The organism is Pseudomonas sp. NFIX28 (assembly GCF_900107395.1).
In the GTDB taxonomy this organism is placed as follows: Bacteria; Pseudomonadota; Gammaproteobacteria; order Pseudomonadales; family Pseudomonadaceae; genus Aquipseudomonas.
The window spans coordinates 66061-87196 of record NZ_FNPW01000013.1; the positions used below are offsets into that span (position 1 = coordinate 66061).

A 21136-nucleotide genomic window follows, 5' to 3' on the forward strand; every position below is an offset into this window, starting at 1 on the left:
GACAGCCGAAACGCCCACCCCAAGCCGTTGAATTCAATGAATAGGCAGTAAAACCAGCACGCGCCGATTGGCACGTTTATTGACAGTCCAAGGGACGACTGTCTGCCTTGGCCGACGTCACCCTATTGCTCGGAGAACCCCATGATCATCGGCGCATCGCTGTGTGTAGAAGCCTTTTTTGACAGCCAGACGTGGACCATCAGCTACCTGGTCATGGACCTCGACACCCGGCGCTGCGCACTGATCGACAGCGTGCTGGACTACGACGCCAAGTCCGGCCGCACCCGCACCGAGTCCGCCGACAAGCTGATTGCCCGGGTGCGCGAACTGGACGCCCAGGTCGACTGGATCCTCGAGACCCATGTGCACGCCGACCACCTGTCCGCCGCGGCCTACCTCAAGGCACAGCTCGGCGCGCGGGTGGCGATCGGCAACCAGATCACCGTGGTGCAGCAGGTGTTTGGCCAGTTGTTCAACGAAGGCCAGGGCTTTGCCCGCGACGGCAGCCAGTTCGACGTGCTGCTCGAAGACGACAGCCGCTTCGCCATCGGCAACCTCCAGGCCCGCGCCCTGCATACCCCCGGCCATACCCCGGCGTGCATGACCTATCTGGTGCAAGTCGGTGAGGAGACCGTGGCCTTTGTCGGCGACACCCTGTTCATGCCCGACTACGGCACCGCCCGCTGCGACTTCCCCGGTGCCGACGCGCGCACCCTGTACCGCTCCATCGGCAAGATCCTCGCCCTGCCCCCGCAGACCCGGCTGTTCATGTGCCACGACTACCTGCCCAACGGCCGCGAGCTGCAGTACATGACCACGGTCGCCGAGCAGCGCGCCCACAATATCCACATTCATGAAGGGATCGACGAAGAGGCCTTTGTGCGCATGCGCGAAGCCCGCGATGCGACCCTGGACATGCCGGTGCTGATCCTGCCTTCGGTGCAGGTCAACATGCGCAGCGGCCAGTTCCCCGAACCCGACGACAACGGCGTGAGCTACCTGAAGATCCCGCTCAATGCCCTTTGAAAAATATAACGCCACTCCACCAGGAGACGATGCCATGCGCCCTATTTCCCCCACCTTGCGTGCCGTCAACGGCAGCCACCAGATATTGATCGTCGGCGGCGGCGCCGCCGGCATTGCCACCGCGTCCAGCCTGATCAGCCGCGAACCGCACCTTGACGTCGCCATCATCGACCCGGCCGACACCCACTATTACCAGCCCGGCTGGACCCTGGTCGGCGCCGGGGTGTTCCGCGCCGAAGACACCGCGCGCAGCATGGCCTCGCTGATCCCCAAGGGGGTGAAGTGGATTCAGGCCGCGGTGAGCAGCTTCGAGCCGGAGCACAACGCCCTGCTGCTCAACGACGGGCGCGTGCTGGGTTATGACCAGTTGATCGTCTGCCCCGGCCTCAAGCTCGACTGGAACGCCATCGACGGCCTGGACGAAACCCTGGGCAAGCACGGCGTGACCTCCAACTACCGCTACGACCTGGCGCCCTACACCTGGCAACTGGCGCAGAACCTCAAGCAGGGCCAGGCGCTGTTCAGCCAGCCGCCGATGCCGATCAAATGCGCCGGCGCGCCGCAGAAGGCCATGTACCTGTCCTGCGACCACTGGCTGCGCAACGGCCGGCTGGGGCAGATCAACACGCGCTTTTTGAATGCCGGCGGCGTGCTGTTCGGCGTGCCGGACTACGTGCCGGCGCTGATGGAATACGTGAAGAAATACAACATCGCCCTGGATTTCGGCCACAACCTGGTGGCGGTGGATGGCCCCGGCAAACGGGCGACGTTCGTGCGCAACAACGCCGACGGCCAGCCGGAACGCGTCGAACTGCCCTTCGACATGTTGCACGTGGTGCCGCCGCAGACCGCCCCGGACTTTATCCGCAACAGCCCGCTGGCCGACGCCGCCGGCTGGATCGACGTCGACCCGCACAGCCTGCGGCACAAGCGCTACAGCAATATCCACGGCCTGGGCGACGGGACCAATACCAGCAACGCAAAAACCGCCGCGGCGGCGCGCAAGCAGGCGCCGGTGGTGGCCACCAACGTGCTGGTGAACCTCAAGCGCCTGCCGACCCGGGCGCAATACGACGGCTACGGCTCCTGCCCGCTGACCGTGGAGCGCGGCAAGATCGTCCTCGCCGAGTTCACCTACGGCGGCAAGGTCGCGCCGAGCTTTCCGGCCTGGCTGCTCGACGGTCGCCAGCCGACCCGCCGCGCCTGGTGGCTGAAGGAACGCATCCTGCCGCCGCTGTACTGGCGCGGCATGCTCAAGGGCCATGAGTGGCTGGCGCGCCCCAGCCTGGTGACGGACCTGCCGGAATCATGAGTGAGTACAACTTGCTGGGCGCAGGCCTCGGCGCGCTGATTGGCGCGATCCTGGCGTTGACCGGGGCCGGCGGCGGGATTCTCGCGGTGCCGCTGCTGGTGTTCGGCCTCGGCCTGAGCATGGTCGAGGCCGCGCCCATCGGCCTGCTCGCGGTGGGCCTGGCGGCCGCCGTGGGCGCGGTGCTGGGGCTGCGCGAAGGCATCGTGCGTTACCGCGCCGCCGGCTTTGTCGCCGCCATCGGCATTCTTATGGCGCCGCTGGGCCTGTGGCTGGCCCACCGCCTGCCGAACCTGCCGCTGGCCCTGCTGTTTTCCGCGGTGCTGCTGTACGCCTGCGGGCGCATCCTGCTCAAGGCCAGCCGCGAACTGCGCCACGGCCAACCGGCGCCCCGCGCGGCCTTCCAGCCCTGCGTGCTCAACCCCTTGCAGGGCCGGCTGCGCTGGACCCTGCCCTGCGCCCGCGCGCTGACCGTCACCGGCCTGCTCTCGGGGCTGCTCTCCGGCTTGCTCGGGGTCGGCGGCGGCTTCGTGATCATCCCGGCGCTGACCCGCTACACCAACCTGGACAGCAAAAGCATCGTCGCCACCTCCCTGGCGGTGATCGCCCTGGTGTCTGCCGGCAGCGTCATCACCGCCAGCCTCAGCGGCGTGATGCACTGGGCGGTGGGCGCGCCCTTCGCCCTTGGCGCAGTGCTGGGGCTGATCGCCGGCCGGCAGGTCACCCGCTACCTGGCGGGGCCGCGCTTGCAGCAGCTGTTTGCCTTGGTAGGCATGCTGGCGGCGGTACTGCTCAGCCTGGGAGCACTCGGCGCCTGGCGTTGAACCCGCAATCGCGAGCAAACGCTCTTCTGTAGGAGCGAAGCTTGCTCGCGATAGCGCCCGCCCAGGCAACAAAAACATCCCGGCAATCAATCGCTCCTACAACCAAATCAGCCACTGCGTCGACGCTTGCAGATTCCTCCTAAATCCCTGCCCCGCCATTCCCGGTACGGTTTTCAGCAACCCTTTTGCCTGAACCAGGACCCGCCATGGCCAGCAACGGACCCGGGCCGATGCCCAACCTTCTACGGCCCGCCAATCCCAACCAAAGCCCCGCCGAACGCGCCGCCGAAACCGACCAACCCAGCTACGGCGAACAGCTCTGGGCCCAATACGAGAAGTACGCCAAAGAACCCGCACCACCGCCCGACAAGGTCCAGGTGGCGCTGCGCATCGGCGTGTTCTTCGACGGCACCGGCAACAACGCCAGCAACTCGGCCATGGGCCAGGTTTGTGGCGCCCAGCACCCTATTGAGGCCAAAGATCTCGATGGCAGCTGCAAGCCGTATATGAGGGATCCGGAGAGTAGTTATGGGAATGATGTGAGCAACGTCAAAAGGCTGAGGGAGCTGTACTACTCCCCGCAGAAAGCCGAAGGCGAAGGCCTGCAAAGACGCGCCTATCGCTCAATCTATGTCGAGGGGATCGGAACGCGGACTGGCGAGAAGGACAGCCTGATTACCTCGGGCACAGGGCGTGGCGATACAGGAATATCAGGGTGTGTGCAGAGGGCATTCCGTGAAATCGAGGAACGTATTGTTTTCTTCTTCGAGCAAAATCCCGAATCCGAAATCTCATCTCTGACTTTTGACGCTTTCGGCTTTAGCCGAGGCGCCGCCGCAGCCCGGCACTTTGCCAATGAAGTCGTACGCTGGCTGGGTCCGCTCGAACTGATTCTGCACAGTCATTCCGACGCTTTTTGCCCTAGCTTCAATCGACAGTACGGTAACGATGTTGATATGGGATTTATCGGCCTGTTCGACACAGTGCCGTCGGTTGCCGGCTTGAGCAATCTGGGCAACGTGCGCAGCGCCATTGCCCCGGGCATCAAGCTGCACCTCGACCGCCGCTACTTTCGCTCAGTGGTCCAACTGGTCGCTCGCGACGAGTACCGGGCTAACTTTGCCCTGAGCCGGGTCAAGCCCGACCACCTCGAGATTGCCCTGCCCGGCGCGCACTCGGATATCGGCGGAGGCTATTTGGATGAGGCGCAGGAATGTGTGCTGGTTAGCCCGATGCAGGCACTGGAGGTGCCTATCAATACCGACGTGACACAGACCTCAATTTACCGGGAAGCGGTCCAGGCGAGAAAACGCTGGCTGAGCGAGGGCTGGCCCGCACAATGGCTGGAGATCGTCACGCCGGAACCGCTGTTGCTACCGCAGGATTCACAGGACCGTCTCGGTTTACAAAAAAAACGGGTATATGCCGGCGTACAGCTCAAGAGACCGATGAGCAACAGACTATCGAGGGTGTATCTCCATGTGATGTATGAGTTGGCCAAGGAGAACGGCGTGCGCTTCAACGTTATTGACGAGCAGGATCCGGACTATGCCATTCCCCTAGAACTTCAGGCCCTTTGTGACAGATTCGTCGCCGGTGACTACAGTACGACTCCAACCGAGGAAACCATGCTCAAGCTGCGTTACATCCATCTCTCGGCCCACTGGAACCACCCGCTTAGCAAACAGGATGGAGGTAGCCTTAAAGTCGTCTATATCAATGCCCCCACGGTGGATGCCGTGCGCGTGCAACATCCTCACGTACCTGACTGGACGCTTTGGTAATGAGAGCATTCATCGCCCTGCTGGGCACACTGCTGTTAAGTGGCTGCCAAGCCGCAGACCCACTTTCCGGAAAAAATGATCCCAAGGCCCCCTGGTGGGATCTCGGATTTACCGAGCCCTACTACATGAAAGTCTGGGTTGAAGAAAGCGCAGTAGAGGATATCCGCGGAAAACTAGTTCGTCGTATAGGAGGGGGGACTGCAGCAGGCGGCGATCCTGGTTTCAAAAAAGAATGGGCCAGAGGCTGGGATGGCGTGGGAGGTGATGGTTATCCCGCAGTAGGCGCCGACCTACCCAAACGCATTTTCGTGCGCTGGCAGTCGGTCGTAGAACCACAAACCTATCGGGTATGGATCGATATCCCGGAAGAGGCCCGACAGCTGATGCGCACGGCAACCAACCGACGTTGCCCGGCGACTCCAAAGCAAACCGCAAGCTATATGGCCTCAGTCAATCTGGGGCTGGCCCCGGGAGGCATTGTTCAGGTTTGGGTCAGAGACGAATGCCGTCATCCGATCAAAATCGCCCGTGCCCAGGCGGAGATTGAACCGCTGGGACCACACCTCGGTAAATCAAACGGGCACTATTACCCCCTCTCCGAAAACTCCAAACGCTACATAGAGAAATATGGCATTCCCTATGGCAGTTGGTAGGCAGGTCCCTTCTGATATCGAAGCGCGCTGCTCAACAATCACGTCCCCTCACGTACCTGACTGGACGCTTTGGTAATGAGAATGTTCATCGCCCTGCTGGGCGCACTGCTGTTGACTGGCTGTCAGACCGACCCACTATCCGGAAAAAACGACCCCAAAGATCCCTGGTGGGAGCTTGGCTTCATCGAACCGTACTACATGAAGGTCTGGGTCGAGGACAGCGCCGTTGAGGACATCAACGGCAAACTATTCACTCGCACTGGTGGCGGCTCCGCTGCGGGTGGCGACCTCGGTTACGAAAAAGAGTGGGCCAGAGGCTGGGGGGATAGAGTTGGAGGAAGTGGATGGTCAGTAGTTGGCGCAGACCTTCCCAAGCGAATTTACGTGCGTTGGCAATCCATCGTAGAGCCACAGACTTATCGCGCCTGGGTCGATATCCCGGAAGAAGCCCGAAAAATCATGTGGACCTCGACTAACCGACGCTGCCCGGAGACTCCGCATCAGACTGCACGCTATATGGCATCGGTCTATTTAGGCCTGGCCCCTGGCGGCATCGTTCAGGTGTGGGTAAGGGATGAATGCCGTCACTCTGTCAAAGTAGCCCGGGCCCAAGCAGAAGTTGAGCCACTAGGACCGGACCAAGGAAAAAACAATGGGCGTTACGCCTATAAGGTCAGCGAGAAGTCCAAACGTTATATAGAGAAATACGGAATTCCCTATGGCAGTTGGTAAGCAACTTCCCTTCTGTATATGAAGAGCGCTTTGCTAATAAGCCCTGTCCTCTCATGCGCCTGGCTGGACGCTTCGGTAATGAGAGCATTCATCGCCCTGCTCGGCGCACTGCTGTTGACTGGCTGTCAGACCGACCCGCTATCCGGAAAAAACGACCCCAAAGATCCTTGGTGGGAGCTGGGCTTCATCGAGCCGTTCTATATGAAAGTTTGGGTCGAAGACAGCGCAGTTGAAGATATCAACGGCAAGCTATTCCTTCGCACTGGCGGTGGCTCCGCTGCGGGTGGTGATATGGGTTACGACAAAGAGTGGGCCAGAGGATGGGGTGGTGGGGGTGGAGGTAGCGCTAAGTCAGTAGTTGGTGCTGACTTGCCCAAGCGCATTTTCGTACGCTGGCAATCGGTCGTAGAACCACAGACCTATCGAGCATGGGTGGATATCCCGGAAGAGGCCCGGAAAATAATGACCACCTCGACTAACCGACGCTGCCCAGAAACTCCGCATCAGACTGCTCGCTATATGGCATCGGTCTATTTAGGTCTAACTCCGGGTGGCATCGTGCAAGCCTGGGTCAGAGATGAATGCCGCAACACGGTCAAGGTAGCTCGTGCACAAGCTGAAATTGAACCGTTGGGGCCGCACCTCGGTAAATCAAACGGGCACTATTACCCGCTACCCGAGAGCTCCAAGCGCTACATAGAGAAATACGGCATTCCCTATGGCAGTTGGTAAACCCCCCCTAGCGAACAATCCCCACCAAGGCTAGTGTCCAGACCTGCCCCCTCAAAGGACTCCTCCACATGGACTGTGAAATCCGCCCCGCCCACGAGCAGGACGCCGACGCCATCAGCCGCCTGATCGTTGCCGCCCTGCAGACCAGCAACGCCCAGGACTACCCCGCCGCGGTAATCGCCCAGGTGCAGGAAAACTTCAGCCCGCACGCCGTGCGCCAGCTATTGAGCAAACGCCAGGTATGGGTGGCACAGATGGCCGGCGAAATCGTCGGCACCGCCAGCCTCGACGGCCATGTAGTGCGCTCGGTCTTCGTCGCCCCGGATAGGCAAGGCCAGGGCATCGGCCGCCAACTGATGGCCGAGCTCGAACGCCAGGCCCTGGGCGCCGGCCTCACCCAGCTGACCGTGCCCGCCTCGATCACCGCCGAAGGCTTCTACGCCAACCTGGGCTTTCGCACCCTGCGCGAGCAACACCACGGCGAAGAACGCACCCTGATCATGCAACGCGAGCTAGATCAGACGACGCACACCGTAGCCGCTGCCGAGCAGCGCGAGGCTGCGATCGACTGCGCAGCAGTCGCAAAACCTGCAAGCACGGCCTATCTGAATAAACACCCAAGCCAACCTACAAAACCGAGCCCGGCTCAAGGCAAAGCCTCAAACCGCCCACTCCCCTCATTCCACTGAAACCCCGGCAACTTGCAGTCGCTCAAACTGAGCCGCAGGCTCTGCCCATCCGCCTGCACCTGCAACATATCCACCCCTTGATACAGACAACCCGGCGCCGCCAGCGTCAGGGTCTGCAGCGGTTTGCCGCTGGCCTTGTCCACCACCTCGATCGCCGTTATCCGCTGGTCATTGCCCTGCATCGGCACCTGGAAATACCAGCGCTTGGTCGACGCACTCTGCAACAGCGTGGTGTTCGGCTGCGGCCACGAGTAGTCCGAGTCCACCAGTGCCACCAGCTTCAAGGCGATGGGCAAGGTCTTGCCGGTGCGATAACTGGTCCAACTGCCGCGCACCTGCTCGCTCTGGCGGCTGACCATCAGGTCGTTGAACTGCAAGCGCGCCACCGGCAGGCCCTGCTCGTCCAGCTCGTCCATGGCCAGCACCTTATTGCTGAAACTGAAGGTCGGCTTGAGGCGGATCGGCGTGCGATAGCGCTGGTAGGCATAGGTCCCCTGGTACAGCGCATTCTGGCTGCCCAGCGTCAGCACAATGGCCTGCTTGCCCAAGGTGCCCTGGTACACCCCATGGGCCGCTTGCGCCGGCACTAGCCATGACACCAGCAGCACCGCCGCCAGCCCGCGAAAAAGATTAACCCGCCGCATCAGAAACGCCCCTCGAGAGACTGAATGAATTCCAGCCGGTCAGGGCTGATCACGCGGTAATAGTCCCTACGCTGGGTGCCCGCACTGAAGTTGATAAAGTCCTGCTTGCTGAACTCCATCTGCCCGCCGGCAAAGCGCACCGTGCCCTCGGCGGCCAACTGCTCCAGCTGCGGATGGCGCAGATACGCCTGGGTCTGTGGGTGGTACTGGTAATACTGGGTCGGCGCGCACAGCACACTGCCGTACGGGCCGTTCAAGCTGTAGCCCTGCACCTGGAAATCAAGGGTGGAATCGGCATCGAAATGCTCGAAGGTCAGGGTGCGGGTCCCGGTCGGAGCCAGGCACCACTGCCCGCCCACCTCCTGCACCACCTCGCCGGTGGCCCGGCTCAGCACCCGGATAGTGTCCACCCGCCCCCTGTCCTCCCCGGCATTGCGCACGGCATGCACACTGAAATAGAACTGCTGGTCGGCCGCCGGTTGCAACAACTCACCGTCAAAGGCCTCGCGCTGACTCCCGCCAAAACGCATCACCCGCTGCAACCGCAACGGCTGCTGCACCCCCGTGCGCAAATCGACCAAGACCCCCTGCAACGCCTCGGCCCCCTCGGCAAAGGGCTGCAACGACACAGCCGCCGCCGGCAAGGTCGGGTTATCCATGATATTAATCAGCAGCCCCCTGTCCGGACGATACGGCGTGAGCTCCAAAGGCATCGGCAAGCGCTCGGCCCCGCTAAACCAATAGCCGGACATCCCGCCGCCGTATTGCGAGTCATACACCAGCGCCAGCTCCACCGGCGTATCGCCAAGCGTGCCGCGATAGGTGGTGACCGGGTTGGCGCTGGCCGTGGGCACACTCAGCGCCAAACCCACAAACAGTGCCGGCGCCCACCGGGATAGAAAATGCTGCAAGCGAGACACACCACCCCGCGTCCCTGCCCCTACTCGCCTCCCGCCACCAACGGACTGGGTCATGCCTGCGCTCCTTGCAATGGGTAAAAGGCGCGCAGGATAGCAAAATCAGGTGGGGATCAGATGGCGTTATTGCTGCCGACCTGTAGCCGCTGCCGAGCCCGCGAGGCTGCGATGGGGCGCGCAGCGCCCCCAAACCGGCACACCCCGACTATCCAGCTACACCTCAACGACTGAATGGCGCCACGACCTGGACCTGCGGTAACCGCTACGGAGCGTTAGCAACCATTCTGCTTGCGACAAGGATCAACGACTCAGCCTCGCCCTACCCACAATCGAGACCTTTCCTACAGCCCTGCCGTTGTTCCTAGAGCGGCCCAGACCTATAGTTTTCAGGTCTGCTGATTTCGGTCAGCGACAGGGTTTCGCAGCCCAACAGAAAAGTCGAACTACACCGTCAATGACAACTCAGGCAAACTTCGCCTGCGTTTCGCTTCATGGCGGCTGTGCGTGGGAGACCTCCGGGTCTGCCGGGTTTCTTCTTTTCCTCGGTCTGCGAACCCGCGTACAGCTGCCACCCAATTGATTCGCAGCAATCAGGTGGCAACTTTTTCATTCTTGAAAAGGACGACACCATGAAAACTCAAGATTCATCCGAACGCTTTATTCCCCTCACCCCAATCGCGAGCGATGGGCCGGTGCTGTTTATTGATAGCCATGCGTCGCTGGTGGATTTGCATGCGTGTGCCAGCGAACGTTTGCGCACCACGCTCGACTACCTGAATTTGATGGCCTGCACTACGTTGCGAGACTCCAGCGAAAAGGACATTAGCACCGTGACCAATACCGCCCGGTTGTTGCTGCAGGATGTTCGGGATGTGTTGGCAGCAATTGAAATACGGGCCTTTCACGTATGAATTAGAGGAATATAAAAGCCGGCATAGCCCGGCTTTATATTCCCCCCAACCTAAAAAAATGACTCACGGACAAAGATATTGCTTAAGGTTTGTCGAGAAAAAACAGATCGCGCAATTATGAACATGCCTTGAATTTAGTAAATCCTGTCGAACACTCAATATTCACGACACCTTGAAAAATCATCATAAATAGAAATTATCAGCCGATTCTATTGATAGCTTTTAGTTTCACCCAACACGTAATTAAAAATAGATTTTTGTGCATCTGTAGATATAGATACACTCAGATTTTAAAAACCTACAAGCTCTCTTTCTTGTCTTTAGCGGGCTCCGAGCTAGTTGAGTTTTTCTGAGGTTCCAAATAGGTGACCTGGTCTAGCCCTGCCAGCAGCTTGGAATTAATATTCAAATCTCCCTCTTTAATGGTGTAATACCAAATAGAGTCTTTATCCTTTCTGAACGCACAAGCTTTGGTAGTATTTTTCTTATCTTTTAAAATCACCCAATGACAATTCTCCATAAATACCTCTGAAAGCTTTACTCCGACCTCCTGAGACTTTTGGTATGACGAAAAACACAAATACATTATATAAAGGAGCAAAAGAACACCGACTGGCGCGTAGCTTGATGCGCCTTTTATTTGATCAACCCGGCTCAACACACTAGCGACTACAGTAGTTACCGATCCAGGACTTATAAACCTCATCACGCCCCAAACAAAAGCCATAACAAGCAAAATAACTAGAACGAACAATGAAATCCATTTCAAATGCTCATAGAAAACTTCAAACGTGATGAGCCCTCCATCATATAATATTTTGTCAATGGATGGCTGACTGAACTCTGGGTTAATACCGAATCCACGCATAAATGCACTATTTTGGCTTATGCCTGCAGCGTAGACACACCCAGTTATTAATAGAGCACTACTAATTGGTTCAACGATTTTCATGAGATCTCCCTATCTCTAATACGTTGATGCCGAACTCGAAACTTTCGAGCTTTTGAGTATCTACTTTTGTAACACTTAGACTTAAGCTTTTCTTTACCTCAATGATTGAGTGCTCTTGACTTTCACTATTTTCTATCTTTTCAGCTTGAGAACCAGCAGCCTTTGCGATTGATTTTAGCTTTTGAGATATGGCTGGCGTTTTATATCTGTCAGAGAATATGTCACTTGTATCATTTTTTATAGCAAGTGTGGGGGTAGCCTCATTGCTCGTCAAATTGGCTATCTCCGCAGAGTTTACTTGACCAGTAAGCAAAAGGCAGGCTAAAACACAAGCAAAAAGCTGATTTGCAAGAGCGTCTCCAACAAGTGGTATTCTGCACCACATATCACCAGGAGACATAAACTCAGCTTGACATGTGACTATATCACTTTTCCCTAGAAGTATTGCACCCTCAATTAAACTTGACAGCTGATTAATATCAAAAGCCCCTTCACTAAGAAGTGCCTCACTAAGACCTTTTATTAACGCAACATTTTGAAATAGCTTACCTATAGCAAGGGCATTTACACGATGATTGGTTTTGATTTTGTTTGAAAAAAATAGTGACTCACCATCTGTGAAAAATGGGTAAATCAAATGAAAGATTTTTTCTTTGTGATTATTTAAGCATGTAACTGTCTGCTGCCCACCTGTAGCTTTTCTAACCGCGCCAGGTAGTTCAGATCGAGAGATTGACGGCCCCCAAACCACACGTTTCCTGAGCTTATAGGTTAAGGTGGACCTTTCAAACCCGGGCGTACCATCTTTTTTTGTAATTGGCACACGAATGGGGGCGTGATCAATATAAGGAATAGTTTCGCTGCAGATACCAAAACTGTAGCCATCATCCTTTTCGTTTCGCGTAACAATTAAATCTCCGCACTTTATTTCGTTCGCAAAACGTTTTATTTGATTTAGAACATTGAATCCTGACCTATTTAGCTTTCGACTCTCCTTTCCGTCTGTATTATCCCGAAACTCACTGTACTTTTCGTTGAGTAACAATTGAGCCCTAAGAAACTCCTCAGTGGGCAATTCGCTGGGAATATTTTCGTCATACGCTCTTTGCAAGTGTTCAATTGCAACTACACCTCCTGCACGAAAGTGTTTGGCATACCTTCCTTTTTCTGCACGTATGAACCATACATTTTGATCTTTAGTTAGGAGAGCAATCTTCAGATTTTGCAGCATGTTAAATCCCTTTACTTCAGGCTTTGTTCTAAATGGCGAAGGTGGAGTCAGGTCTATCCCATAGTCATATGGGGTGGATAATGACAGGGTGGCACGATGATAGCCATACACGGTGCAGTGGGGCTTCATGCAAGGCCTCTCAACGAACACCAGCAAAAAACCTTCCCCAAAAAACGAAATCTCCTACAATCCCCCTTCCCATTTCTGACACAGCTCCCAGTCGCGCCAGCTGTAGTCAACCAAGAGGCGAGATTGTGAATACCGCTGTTGACTCCCCCACCCCATTACTCGACATCACCCGCTTAGCAGCCGCGCTACAGCGCTTTGCCGACGACCGCGACTGGCAGCAGTTCCACTCCCCCAAGAACCTACTCCTGGCCCTTACTGGTGAAACCGGAGAGCTCTGCGAAATCTTCCAATGGATGAGCGAAGCCGATGCCATGGACGCAGCTAAGCGCCCAGAAACCGCTCAAGCGGTGAAGGATGAGTTGGCTGACGTACTGATGTACCTGGTGCGCCTAAGCACTGTGCTGGGCGTCGACCTCAACGAAGCGGTGACCAACAAACTCGCGTTGAACGGCCAGAAGTACCCCGTCGACAAAGCCAAAAGCACCAGCAAGAAGTACGACCAACTCTGACCCTCTGGGCTCTAAGGACTATTCGTGATCGTTTACGCCGCGACCAAACAGCAATTCCTCGACGTTTGCGATAACGACGATATCGAAGAGGTCATCCTCAAGCACTTCAAAGAGGCCACAGGCAAGAAAGTGGCCGCCTCGGAGATCAGATCTTGGCAGGGTTCGCTGACTTATATGGCCAAGGCCCTGCGCGATAAGGATCTGCCGGACGACGCCGGCGTGGCCATTGAGCTCCACATTCCGCAATCCATGAAACGCATCGATTTCTTGCTGACAGGCCACGATCAACATCAGACCAAAAATGCAGTGCTGGTCGAACTGAAACAGTGGAGCAAAGCCAGCGCCACCAATAAAGACGCAATAGTGAAAACGGCGCTAGGTGGTAGTCATGTGGAAACCATCCACCCGTCCTATCAGGTGTGGTCGTACGCCACTTTGCTGGAGGGTTTCAATGAAGCCGTCTATGACAAAGGCATCCAAGTCCGCCCCTGCGCCTATCTGCATAACTATGTCAGCGATGGCGTTATCGACTCGGCTCACTACGACGCCTATACCAGCAAGGCACCGTTGTTCCTTAAGGGCCCAGATGAGCTGACGAAGCTGAGAAGCTTCCTCAAGCAGCACATCTATTACGGCGACAACAAAGAGGTGCTTTACGAGCTTTCCAGCGGCAAGATCCGCCCGTCCAAGGCTTTGGCTGAGGCACTTAGTGGGCTGATGGAGGGCAAGCCTGAATTCGTGCTGATTGATGATCAGAAGGAAGTTTTTGAATCAGTACTGGCTTCGGTCAAAGAAGCCTCTGCCGAGGCTCCAAAGGTCGTGATCATTGAGGGCGGCCCAGGTACCGGAAAAACGGTCGTGGCCATCAATCTGTTGGTAAGGCTCACCGCCTTACAACTGATGAGCAGGTACGTCTCGAAAAACGCCGCGCCACGAGCCGTATACGAAAAGAAACTGATCGGCACCATCAAGCCAACCAAGTTCTCCAGCCTGTTTTCCGGTTCGGGCGCCTATATGGAGATTAAGCCCAACTTTTATGACGCGCTGATCGTTGATGAAGCCCACAGGCTCAATGAAAAAAGTGGCTTTTATGGCAACGAGGGCGACAACCAGATCAAGGAATTGATTGGGTCCGCTAAATGCACAGTGTTCTTTATCGACGAAGATCAGCGTGTGACCTTAAAGGATATTGGCAGCAAACAAGCGATCCGCGCATTTGCCGAGGCTAGAGAGGCAACGGTGGAGGAATACACCCTGTCTTCCCAGTTCCGTTGCAGTGGTTCCGATGGCTACTTGGCGTGGCTGGATGACGTACTGGGTATTCGCGAGACCGCCAACTCCTTGCTCGATGCCAGCGAGTACGAGTTCAAGGTGTTCGACTCCCCGCAAGCGATGCACGAGGCCATCGAGCAAAAGAATCATGGAAACAAAGCGCGGGTTGTCGCCGGTTACTGCTGGCCATGGCGTAGCAAGAAAGACTCCAAGGCCAAGGATATCGAGATCGGTGACCACTACGCCCGCCAATGGAACCTGGATCAGGACGGCAGCTTGTGGATCATCGCGGAGAACTCCGTGGAACAGGTCGGCTGCATCCATACCTGCCAAGGGCTGGAAGTGGATTACATCGGCGTAATCATCGGGCCGGATTTGATCGTGCGTAATGGCCAGGTAGTGACTTCGCCCCATGAGCGGGACAAGTACGACAAGTCGATTCGTGGCTGGAAAAAGTTGATGAAGGAGCAGCCTGTTCTGGCGCAGCAAGAGACGGACCTGATCATCAAAAACACCTATCGAACCTTGATGACCCGTGGGATGAAAGGTTGCTACCTGTACTGTACCGATCCAGAGACTGCGCAATATTTTGCAAGCCGGCTAGCCGAGCAAAGCAACAATTAATCGATGGTACTAACCCGAACACAGCACTCAAGGAAGCGGCTGTGTTCGGGAAGCACCTATCAGGGCGTCCCCTTCCAGCAACCATCATTCGCACACCGCATGATTCCCAAACGCTATCAGACGAGAATATTCTTACTGAATATTGCGTTTCTTCCCACAAAGAAACGGGAAACCTACGGATAGCCCGATGCCCTCCTCAATCACCAGTAATCAATCCAATCCCCCTTGGAGTCGCGACGAACTTGTCCTAGCCCTGGACCTTTACCTGCGCCATCGAGATGGTTTGCCCGGGAAGAACCATCCGGAGGTCCAAGCCTTATCACAGAGCCTCAACCTCATTGGCAACGCCACTGCCGTGAGTAAGAACCAGAGCTTTCGCAACACCAATGGTGTTTACATGAAGCTCAACAATTTTCGGCGCTGGGACCCGAGCTACACCCACTCCGGTCGTACTGGTCTTGCGAAAGGCAACAAGGATGAAGAGTTGGTATGGCTGGAGTTCGCTAACAACCCCAAACGACTCGCCGAAGTAGTGGCCGCCATCAACGCCAACGTCGAGCCCGGCACGACTACAGCCATAAATTTAAATGAAGAGGAAGAACCGGGCTTCTTCGAGGCTGAGGAAGGCAAAGTGCTCACCCGAGTGCATCGGGTACGGGAAAGGGACAAAAAGCTCGTCAAACACAAAAAGGACGAAGCCCTTAAAAAGCACGGTGAACTCAAGTGCGAAGCCTGTGATTTCAACTTCAGCAAAACCTATGGTGCGGATGTCGAAGGCATTATCGATATTCATCACACTAAGCCACTGCATACGCTCCAGCCCGGCGATAAAACCAAGCTCACTGACCTGGTATTGCTATGTGCCAATTGTCACCGCGTGGTGCATTCACGACGTAAGTGGCTGAGTGTGGCTGAGGTAAAGGCGCGCTACCAAACCAATCGCGAGTAAGCGGCAATCGCACCATTATCAAAATATGGAAGCCATTGAGTCACCCAACCTCATGGGTTGGATCATCTGGTTATTGGCTACCCACGGCAGTGGGTTACTTAGTCGCTTACTTGATCGCCTACTTGGTCGCTTTGGCTGAGATTGGCCGAGGCTCGATTGCCCGCGATGGGCTTGAAAGCGCCGCGTTTATCCAATCAGTACACGGTTATCGTTAACGACCATCGCGAGCAAGCTTCGCTCCTACAGTGGATCACCTTCGCCTAGCTGATCGGCAGTAGTGATCCAGGTTTGCTAATCCGCAGCACTCAGGTCGGCGCGATACAAACGTCACGCCAACGAACCACTCCCCAACAACCCCAACTTCTCCGGATTACGCATGATAAAAACGCGGTTCACCCGCCCCCCCGCGTCATACCCAAAACTCACCACCGCCACCACCTCCCCCTCTCCTCTTAACACCCCCCCCCGCCCCCCATTGATCTCCACCTCCTGCCACTGATATTCCCGCCAGTACTGGCTCAACGACTCACCCACAAACCCCAGCACCGCCTCCAACCCATACAAGGTCTCGCGAATGGCGCTGGCTTTGCCGCCGCCGTCGGCGCACAGCTCGACGTCTTCGGAGAGCATGGCGGCCAGGCTTTGGGTCGAGCCGCTGGTGATGGCGTTGTGGAAGGCGTTCAGCAGTTGTTGCTGGCGTGACGGTTCCGGTTGGTAGCGTGCCTGGGTGTTGCCCAGGCTGGCTTTGGCGCGGGACACCAGTTTGCGGCAGGTGGCTTCCTGGACGCCGAGGGTTTGCGCGACTTGGGGGTAGTCCAGGTCGAAGATGTCGTACAGCAGGTAGGCGGCGCGTTCCTTGGGGGTCAGGCGTTCGAGCAGCAGCAGCAGGAAGGCGGTGGACAGCGACGAGGCCAGTTCATGGCTCTGTTCCGGGGAGTCGTAATGCAGGCTGTGGATCGGTTCCGGCAGCCAGGTGCCGACGTAGTCCAGGCGCGAGCGCTGGGCCGAGCGCAGCAGGTCGATGCAGTGCCGGGTGCAGGCGGTGGTCAGCCAGGCGGCCGGGGTGGCGATGGAGGCCTTGTCGGCCTCCAGCCATTTGATGAACAGGTCCTGCACCACGTCCTCGGCTTCGGCGCGCGAGCCAAGGAGGCGGTAGGCCAGGCCCAGCAGGAAGCTGCGACGGCTTTCGAACACCGTCGTTTCATCGATTCGATCCATCCTCAGTGCCTCGACACCTGCAAGCGATTCCACAGGTTGATCATGCCGATATCGGCCGTCAAGGCGGCGATCTGCGCGTCGCTGAAATGTTCGCGCAGGGCCGAGCGCAACGGGCCGAAGTCGGTGTCTTCACGCAGCACGGTGAGGGCTTCGGTCCAGGCCAGGGCGGCGCGTTCGGCGGCGTTGAAATCGCTGACATGGCGCCAGACCACCAGGCGGTCCAGGCGCTCGTTGCTTTCGCCGTCTTCACGGGCTTCGCGGGTGTGCATCTTCACGCAGAAGCCGCACTGGTTGATCTGCGAGGCGCGCAATACCACCAGGTGGTGCAACTTGCGTGCAAGGCCATGGGCGTCGATCAGGCCGTGGACCTGGCCCAGGCTTTCGAAGATCTCGGGGATGGTTTGCAGCAGGTTGACGGCTTGGGTCGGGTGGCTGGATGGCATGGGGTGGCTCCGTTAATTGAGGGATACACCGACATGACGGGCCAGGTGGGCGGTTTGTGACGGGGTGATGAAAATAAATTCAATGCCCCCTCCACGCCCGATAAAACCACTTCGTCCACAACGAACAGCGGTTACCCCCTTCCTGCTTTGAGTGCAACCTGGAACAAAACCTCGGAATGAATTTGTCGCACCCGTGGTGCGACTGTTACCGGCCGGTTCAATGAGCATTCAGCTCAGGCCCTGGGTAATTGTGTCAGCAGTGCTGACACCTTCTTCTCTTGCAGGAACGGGCTTGCTCGCGATTGGCCGATGCGGCTGTGGTGGACTCACGATGGCTGAAGGCCCTTCGGGCCTTATCGCAGCCTGCGGCAGCGGCTACGGAGGGATGCCTCGCATCATTCTGCAGGAGCCGCCGGTCGACGCTCGATGGCTCGCGATTGGCCGGCAACCATAACGCGGTCCGCCGGATGGACCGCGTCGTTTGTGCGTTTATCGCGAGCAAGCTCGCTCCTACATGCCCTTGGCCACGGCCTGGGACGCCGCCAGCATCGCCCGCAGCAACACCGCGCAGCCGGCGGCGAGGTCGTCGGGGTCGGCGTTTTCGATTTCGTTATGGCTGATGCCGCCTTCGCAGGGCACGAAGATCATCCCCGCCGGGCCCAGCTCGGCGACGAAGATCGCGTCGTGCCCGGCACCGCTGACGATATCCATATGCGACAGGCCCAGCCCCTGAGCCGCCTCGCGCACCGCGTCGACGCAGATCTTGTTGAAATACAGCGGTGGAAAGTCCGCGGTCGGCTGCATGTCGAAGCTCAGGCCATGCTCTTCGCAGGTGCTGTCGATCACCTGGCGCACCTCGGCGATCATCGAGTCCAGCCGCGCCGGTTCCAGGTGACGGAAGTCCAAAGTCATGCGTACCTCCCCCGGAATCACGTTGCGCGAACCGGGATAGGCTTGCAGGCAGCCCACGGTGCCGCAGGCATGGGGCTGATGGCCGAGGGCGGCGCGGTTGACCGCGGCCACCACCGCCGCAGCGCCGACCAGGGCGTCCTTGCGCAGGTGCATCGGGGTCGGGCCGGCGTGGGCCTCGACGCCGCGCAACTTCAGGTCGAACCACTTCTGGCCAAGGGCGCCGAGCACCACGCCTATGGTTTTGTTTTCATCCTCGAGGATCGGCCCCTGCTCGATATGCGCTTCAAAGTAGGCCCCCACCTTGTGCCCGCTGACCTTGCGGTTGCCGGCATAGCCGATGGCGTTCAGCGCATCGCCGACGCTCACGCCCTCGGCATCGGTCTTGGCCAGGGTTTCCTCAAGGGTGAATTTTTCGGCGAACACCCCGGAGCCCATCATGCACGGCGGGAAGCGCGAGCCTTCTTCGTTGGTCCACACCACCACTTCCAGCGGCGCCTCGGTTTGCACCCCGAGGTCGTTGAGGGTGCGCAGCACTTCGAGCCCGGCCAGCACGCCGAAGCAGCCATCGAACTTGCCGCCGGTGGGCTGGGTGTCAATATGGCTGCCGGTCATCACCGGCGGCAGCTGCGGGTTGCGCCCGGGGCGGCGGGCGAAGATGTTGCCGATGCCGTCCACGGTGACGGTGCAGCCGGCCTCTTCGCACCAGGCGACGAACAGATCGCGGGCCTGGCGGTCGAGGTCGGTCAGGGCCAGGCGACAGACCCCGCCCTTGACCGTGGCCCCGAGCTTCGCGAGCTCCATGAGCGACTGCCACAGGCGGTCGCGGTTGATGTGCCGGTGGCTGGATTGCAGAACGTCGACGGCAGCGTTCATGGTGATCTCCTCAGGCTTTTCTGGTTGTCGGTGACGAGGTCGGGCTCGTCTTGGGTGCAGTGGTGTCTGGCGGATCGCATCGCGGGCAAGCCTCGCTCCTACGGGGTATGCGTCGCTTCTGGCCCGCGATGCTTTTATGCTTACACCGGCGTCTTGGCCGTCGCGGTTCGCGGGTTGCCCATGCTGCACAGGCCGTAATAGAGCAAGCCGCCCAGCGCCGAGCCGGTGAACCAGCCGTAGCTGTAGAACCAGCTGAACAGGTCGCTGCCCAGCGACAGCAGCGTCAGCGCCACCGGCACGCCAAAGGCGATGAAACCGTTGAAGTTCCACGCCGGGTAAACGTCGTCGCGGTACAGCCCGGCCAGGTCCAGGCGCTGTTTCTTGATGATGAAATAGTCCACCACCATGATCCCGGCGATGGGCCCCAGCAGGCTGGAGTAACCCAGCAGCCAGTTGGAATACACGGTTTCCAGGCTGACCTCCGAGACCAGCAGGCCGAGCTTTTTCAGCAGCTCATGTGCCATCAGCGCCAGGCCGACAAGCCCGGTGAGGATCACTGCCTTGGTGCGGCCGATCAGCTTGGGCGCGATGTTCTGGAAGTCGTTGGTCGGCGAGACGATATTCGCTGCGGTGTTGGTCGAGAGCGTGGCGATGATGATCAGCGCCATGGCCAGGGCCACCCAGCCGGGGCTCTGGATATGGCCGATCAGGCTCACCGGGTCGGAGACGGTGACGCCCACCAGCTTCACCGAGGCGGCGGTCATCACCACCCCGAGCGCGGCGAACAGGAACATGGTCAGCGGCAGGCCGAAAATCTGCCCGAGGATCTGGTCCTTCTGGCTTTTCGCGTAGCGGCTGAAGTCCGGGATATTCAGCGACAAGGTGGCCCAGAACCCGACCATCGCCGTCAGCCCGGCAAAGAAGTAGCTGTAGACGCTGGCGCCTTCCGGACGCTTGGGCGGTTGCGCCAGCAGCTCGCTCAGCGACACGTTGGGCAGCGCCCACACCAGCAGCCCCGCGCCCACCAAAACCAGCAAGGGCGCCGACAGGGTTTCCAGCCATTTGATCGACTCGGCGCCGCGCAGCACCACCCACAGGTTGAGGGTCCAGAACAGCATGAAGCCGATCACCTCGCCGGTGCCGCCCAGGGCTTTCCAGCCCTCGAAGATCGAACCGAGGAACAGGTGGATCGCCAGGCCGCCGAACATGGTCTGGATGCCGAACCAGCCGCAGGCCACCAGGGCGCGGATCAGGCACGGCACGTTGGAGCCGATGACGCCGAAGGACGAACGCAGCAGCACCGGGAACGGAATGCCGTACTTGGTGCCGGCAAAAGCGTTGAGGGTCAGGGGGACCAGCACCACGATATTGGCCAGCAGGATCGCCAACAGCGCCTCGCCCACCGTCAGCCCGAAATAGGCGGTGAGCACGCCGCCCAGGGTGTAGGTCGGCACGCAGATCGACATGCCGACCCACAGCGCGGTGATGTGCCATTTGTTCCAGGTGCGATCGGCGACCTTGGTCGGCGCGATATCGTGGTTGTAACGCGGGCTGTCGAGCACGTCGCTGCCGGCGTCCAGCTCGTACAGGCCGGCACGCTCGGTCACTTGGGATCTGTTCTGTTGCATGGCCGCTCCACTGTTCTTCTGATTATTTTTGCTCATCAAGCGGATGGGCGAACGGGCCGCGCACCCGGCGATGGCCGGAGAACTTACGACTTTTACCGACCGGCCACCCTGTCGACGGCGGCACTCAATAAGCGTGCCGGCTTGCCCGTCGACCGTGTTCCACGGTCGGTAAAAT

Annotated in this window: 19 protein-coding genes and 1 pseudogene; 12 read left to right on the plus strand and 8 right to left on the minus strand. The window is 58.4% G+C overall.

Translation table 11 applies throughout. From position 1 onward, the window contains the following. Positions 1-141: 141 nt before the first annotated feature. The 8 genes and pseudogenes from BLV20_RS22670 to BLV20_RS22705 all read left to right on the plus strand — a co-directional run. Positions 142-1026 (plus strand): MBL fold metallo-hydrolase, encoded by an 885-nt coding sequence (locus BLV20_RS22670; protein ID WP_092304684.1) that lies wholly within the window; start codon positions 142-144, stop codon positions 1024-1026. Positions 1027-1060: 34 nt separating this feature from the next. After that, complete coding sequence (locus BLV20_RS22675; RefSeq protein ID WP_092304685.1) at positions 1061-2338, plus strand: NAD(P)/FAD-dependent oxidoreductase; 1278 nt, start codon at positions 1061-1063, stop codon at positions 2336-2338. Beyond that, positions 2335-3159 carry a sulfite exporter TauE/SafE family protein gene (locus BLV20_RS22680; RefSeq protein ID WP_092304686.1) on the plus strand — a complete coding sequence of 275 codons (825 nt, stop codon included), beginning with the start codon at positions 2335-2337 and terminating at the stop codon, positions 3157-3159. The genes BLV20_RS22675 and BLV20_RS22680 overlap by 4 nt, the downstream gene beginning before the upstream one ends. Before the next feature lie 206 nt (positions 3160-3365). After that, on the plus strand, positions 3366-4943 hold the full coding sequence (locus tag BLV20_RS22685) for a phospholipase effector Tle1 domain-containing protein (protein ID WP_092304687.1): 1578 nt from the start codon (positions 3366-3368) through the stop codon (positions 4941-4943). Beyond that, entirely contained in the window at positions 4943-5596 is a 654-nt protein-coding gene (locus BLV20_RS22690) for a DUF2931 family protein (RefSeq protein WP_081002260.1), read from the plus strand. The genes BLV20_RS22685 and BLV20_RS22690 overlap by 1 nt, the downstream gene beginning before the upstream one ends. A 75-nt stretch (positions 5597-5671) precedes the next feature. Further along, positions 5672-6328, plus strand: a complete 657-nt coding sequence (locus BLV20_RS22695) for a DUF2931 family protein (RefSeq protein ID WP_092304688.1) — start codon at positions 5672-5674, stop codon at positions 6326-6328. 78 nt (positions 6329-6406) lie between these two features. Then, positions 6407-7060, plus strand: a complete 654-nt coding sequence (locus tag BLV20_RS22700) for a DUF2931 family protein (protein WP_092304689.1) — start codon at positions 6407-6409, stop codon at positions 7058-7060. Between the two features lie 68 nt (positions 7061-7128). Next, a pseudogene (locus tag BLV20_RS22705) lies at positions 7129-7584 on the plus strand (N-acetyltransferase family protein); the annotation flags it as partial. 122 nt (positions 7585-7706) lie between these two features. On the opposite strand, the gene BLV20_RS22710 reads toward BLV20_RS22705, so the two are convergent. After that, positions 7707-8393, minus strand: a complete 687-nt coding sequence (locus BLV20_RS22710) for a hypothetical protein (RefSeq protein WP_092304690.1) — start codon at positions 8391-8393, stop codon at positions 7707-7709. Further along, positions 8393-9367 carry a hypothetical protein gene (locus BLV20_RS22715; RefSeq protein ID WP_092304691.1) on the minus strand — a complete coding sequence of 325 codons (975 nt, stop codon included), beginning with the start codon at positions 9365-9367 and terminating at the stop codon, positions 8393-8395. The genes BLV20_RS22710 and BLV20_RS22715 overlap by 1 nt, the downstream gene beginning before the upstream one ends. A 572-nt stretch (positions 9368-9939) precedes the next feature. On the opposite strand from BLV20_RS22715, the gene BLV20_RS22720 reads away from it, so the two are divergent. Then, positions 9940-10221, plus strand: a complete 282-nt coding sequence (locus BLV20_RS22720) for a fructose-bisphosphate aldolase (protein WP_092304692.1) — start codon at positions 9940-9942, stop codon at positions 10219-10221. A 298-nt stretch (positions 10222-10519) separates the two neighbouring features. Here the strand turns inward: BLV20_RS22720 and BLV20_RS22725 are convergent, their stop codons facing one another. After that, a complete protein-coding gene (locus BLV20_RS22725) occupies positions 10520-11173 on the minus strand; it encodes a hypothetical protein (RefSeq protein WP_139192732.1) in 654 nt (217 codons plus the stop codon). After that, a complete protein-coding gene (locus tag BLV20_RS31125; protein WP_139192733.1) occupies positions 11160-12404 on the minus strand; it encodes a hypothetical protein in 1245 nt (414 codons plus the stop codon). Before BLV20_RS31125 ends, BLV20_RS22725 begins: the two co-directional genes overlap by 14 nt. A 254-nt stretch (positions 12405-12658) precedes the next feature. On the opposite strand from BLV20_RS31125, the gene BLV20_RS22730 reads away from it, so the two are divergent. The 3 genes from BLV20_RS22730 (at position 12659) to BLV20_RS22740 (ending at position 15887) form a co-directional block, all read left to right on the plus strand. Continuing rightward, on the plus strand, positions 12659-13042 hold the full coding sequence (locus BLV20_RS22730) for a nucleotide pyrophosphohydrolase (protein ID WP_092304694.1): 384 nt from the start codon (positions 12659-12661) through the stop codon (positions 13040-13042). Between the two features lie 24 nt (positions 13043-13066). Then, positions 13067-14938: a DUF2075 domain-containing protein gene (locus tag BLV20_RS22735; RefSeq protein ID WP_092304695.1), complete on the plus strand. Its 1872-nt coding sequence runs from the start codon at positions 13067-13069 to the stop codon at positions 14936-14938. A gap of 187 nt (positions 14939-15125) precedes the next feature. Continuing rightward, the gene (locus BLV20_RS22740; protein ID WP_092304696.1) at positions 15126-15887 is read left to right on the plus strand and encodes an HNH endonuclease; all 762 of its coding nucleotides are present in this window, start codon (positions 15126-15128) and stop codon (positions 15885-15887) included. A gap of 327 nt (positions 15888-16214) precedes the next feature. On the opposite strand, the gene sigJ is transcribed toward BLV20_RS22740, so the two are convergent. The 4 genes from sigJ to BLV20_RS22760 form a co-directional block, all read right to left on the minus strand. Then, positions 16215-17105 (minus strand): RNA polymerase sigma factor SigJ, encoded by an 891-nt coding sequence (sigJ, locus tag BLV20_RS22745; protein ID WP_092304697.1) that lies wholly within the window; start codon positions 17103-17105, stop codon positions 16215-16217. Between the two features lie 2 nt (positions 17106-17107). After that, the gene (locus BLV20_RS22750; RefSeq protein WP_092304698.1) at positions 17108-17548 is read right to left on the minus strand and encodes a carboxymuconolactone decarboxylase family protein; all 441 of its coding nucleotides are present in this window, start codon (positions 17546-17548) and stop codon (positions 17108-17110) included. Between the two features lie 510 nt (positions 17549-18058). Continuing rightward, a complete protein-coding gene (locus BLV20_RS22755) occupies positions 18059-19333 on the minus strand; it encodes a Zn-dependent hydrolase (RefSeq protein WP_092304699.1) in 1275 nt (424 codons plus the stop codon). A 140-nt stretch (positions 19334-19473) separates the two neighbouring features. Further along, positions 19474-20961, minus strand: a complete 1488-nt coding sequence (locus tag BLV20_RS22760; RefSeq protein WP_092304700.1) for an NCS1 family nucleobase:cation symporter-1 — start codon at positions 20959-20961, stop codon at positions 19474-19476. Positions 20962-21136: the final 175 nt, after the last annotated feature.

Excerpts from the sequence above, each read along its gene's own strand:
- BLV20_RS22700 (WP_092304689.1), top strand. The coding sequence starts at position 6,407 with ATGAGAGCATTCATCGCCCTGCTCGGCGCACTGCTGTTGACTGGCTGT.
- BLV20_RS22675 (WP_092304685.1), top strand. The coding sequence starts at position 1,061 with ATGCGCCCTATTTCCCCCACCTTGCGTGCCGTCAACGGCAGCCACCAG.
- sigJ (WP_092304697.1), bottom strand. The coding sequence starts at position 17,105 with ATGGATCGAATCGATGAAACGACGGTGTTCGAAAGCCGTCGCAGCTTC.
- BLV20_RS22725 (WP_139192732.1), bottom strand. The coding sequence starts at position 11,173 with ATGAAAATCGTTGAACCAATTAGTAGTGCTCTATTAATAACTGGGTGT.
- BLV20_RS22680 (WP_092304686.1), top strand. The coding sequence starts at position 2,335 with ATGAGTGAGTACAACTTGCTGGGCGCAGGCCTCGGCGCGCTGATTGGC.
- BLV20_RS22710 (WP_092304690.1), bottom strand. The coding sequence starts at position 8,393 with ATGCGGCGGGTTAATCTTTTTCGCGGGCTGGCGGCGGTGCTGCTGGTG.
- BLV20_RS22695 (WP_092304688.1), top strand. The coding sequence starts at position 5,672 with ATGAGAATGTTCATCGCCCTGCTGGGCGCACTGCTGTTGACTGGCTGT.
- BLV20_RS22690 (WP_081002260.1), top strand. The coding sequence starts at position 4,943 with ATGAGAGCATTCATCGCCCTGCTGGGCACACTGCTGTTAAGTGGCTGC.
- BLV20_RS22715 (WP_092304691.1), bottom strand. The coding sequence starts at position 9,367 with ATGACCCAGTCCGTTGGTGGCGGGAGGCGAGTAGGGGCAGGGACGCGG.
- BLV20_RS22740 (WP_092304696.1), top strand. The coding sequence starts at position 15,126 with ATGCCCTCCTCAATCACCAGTAATCAATCCAATCCCCCTTGGAGTCGC.
- BLV20_RS22670 (WP_092304684.1), top strand. The coding sequence starts at position 142 with ATGATCATCGGCGCATCGCTGTGTGTAGAAGCCTTTTTTGACAGCCAG.
- BLV20_RS22685 (WP_092304687.1), top strand. The coding sequence starts at position 3,366 with ATGGCCAGCAACGGACCCGGGCCGATGCCCAACCTTCTACGGCCCGCC.
- BLV20_RS22750 (WP_092304698.1), bottom strand. The coding sequence starts at position 17,548 with ATGCCATCCAGCCACCCGACCCAAGCCGTCAACCTGCTGCAAACCATC.
- BLV20_RS31125 (WP_139192733.1), bottom strand. The coding sequence starts at position 12,404 with ATGCTGCAAAATCTGAAGATTGCTCTCCTAACTAAAGATCAAAATGTA.
- BLV20_RS22755 (WP_092304699.1), bottom strand. The coding sequence starts at position 19,333 with ATGAACGCTGCCGTCGACGTTCTGCAATCCAGCCACCGGCACATCAAC.
- BLV20_RS22720 (WP_092304692.1), top strand. The coding sequence starts at position 9,940 with ATGAAAACTCAAGATTCATCCGAACGCTTTATTCCCCTCACCCCAATC.
- BLV20_RS22760 (WP_092304700.1), bottom strand. The coding sequence starts at position 20,961 with ATGCAACAGAACAGATCCCAAGTGACCGAGCGTGCCGGCCTGTACGAG.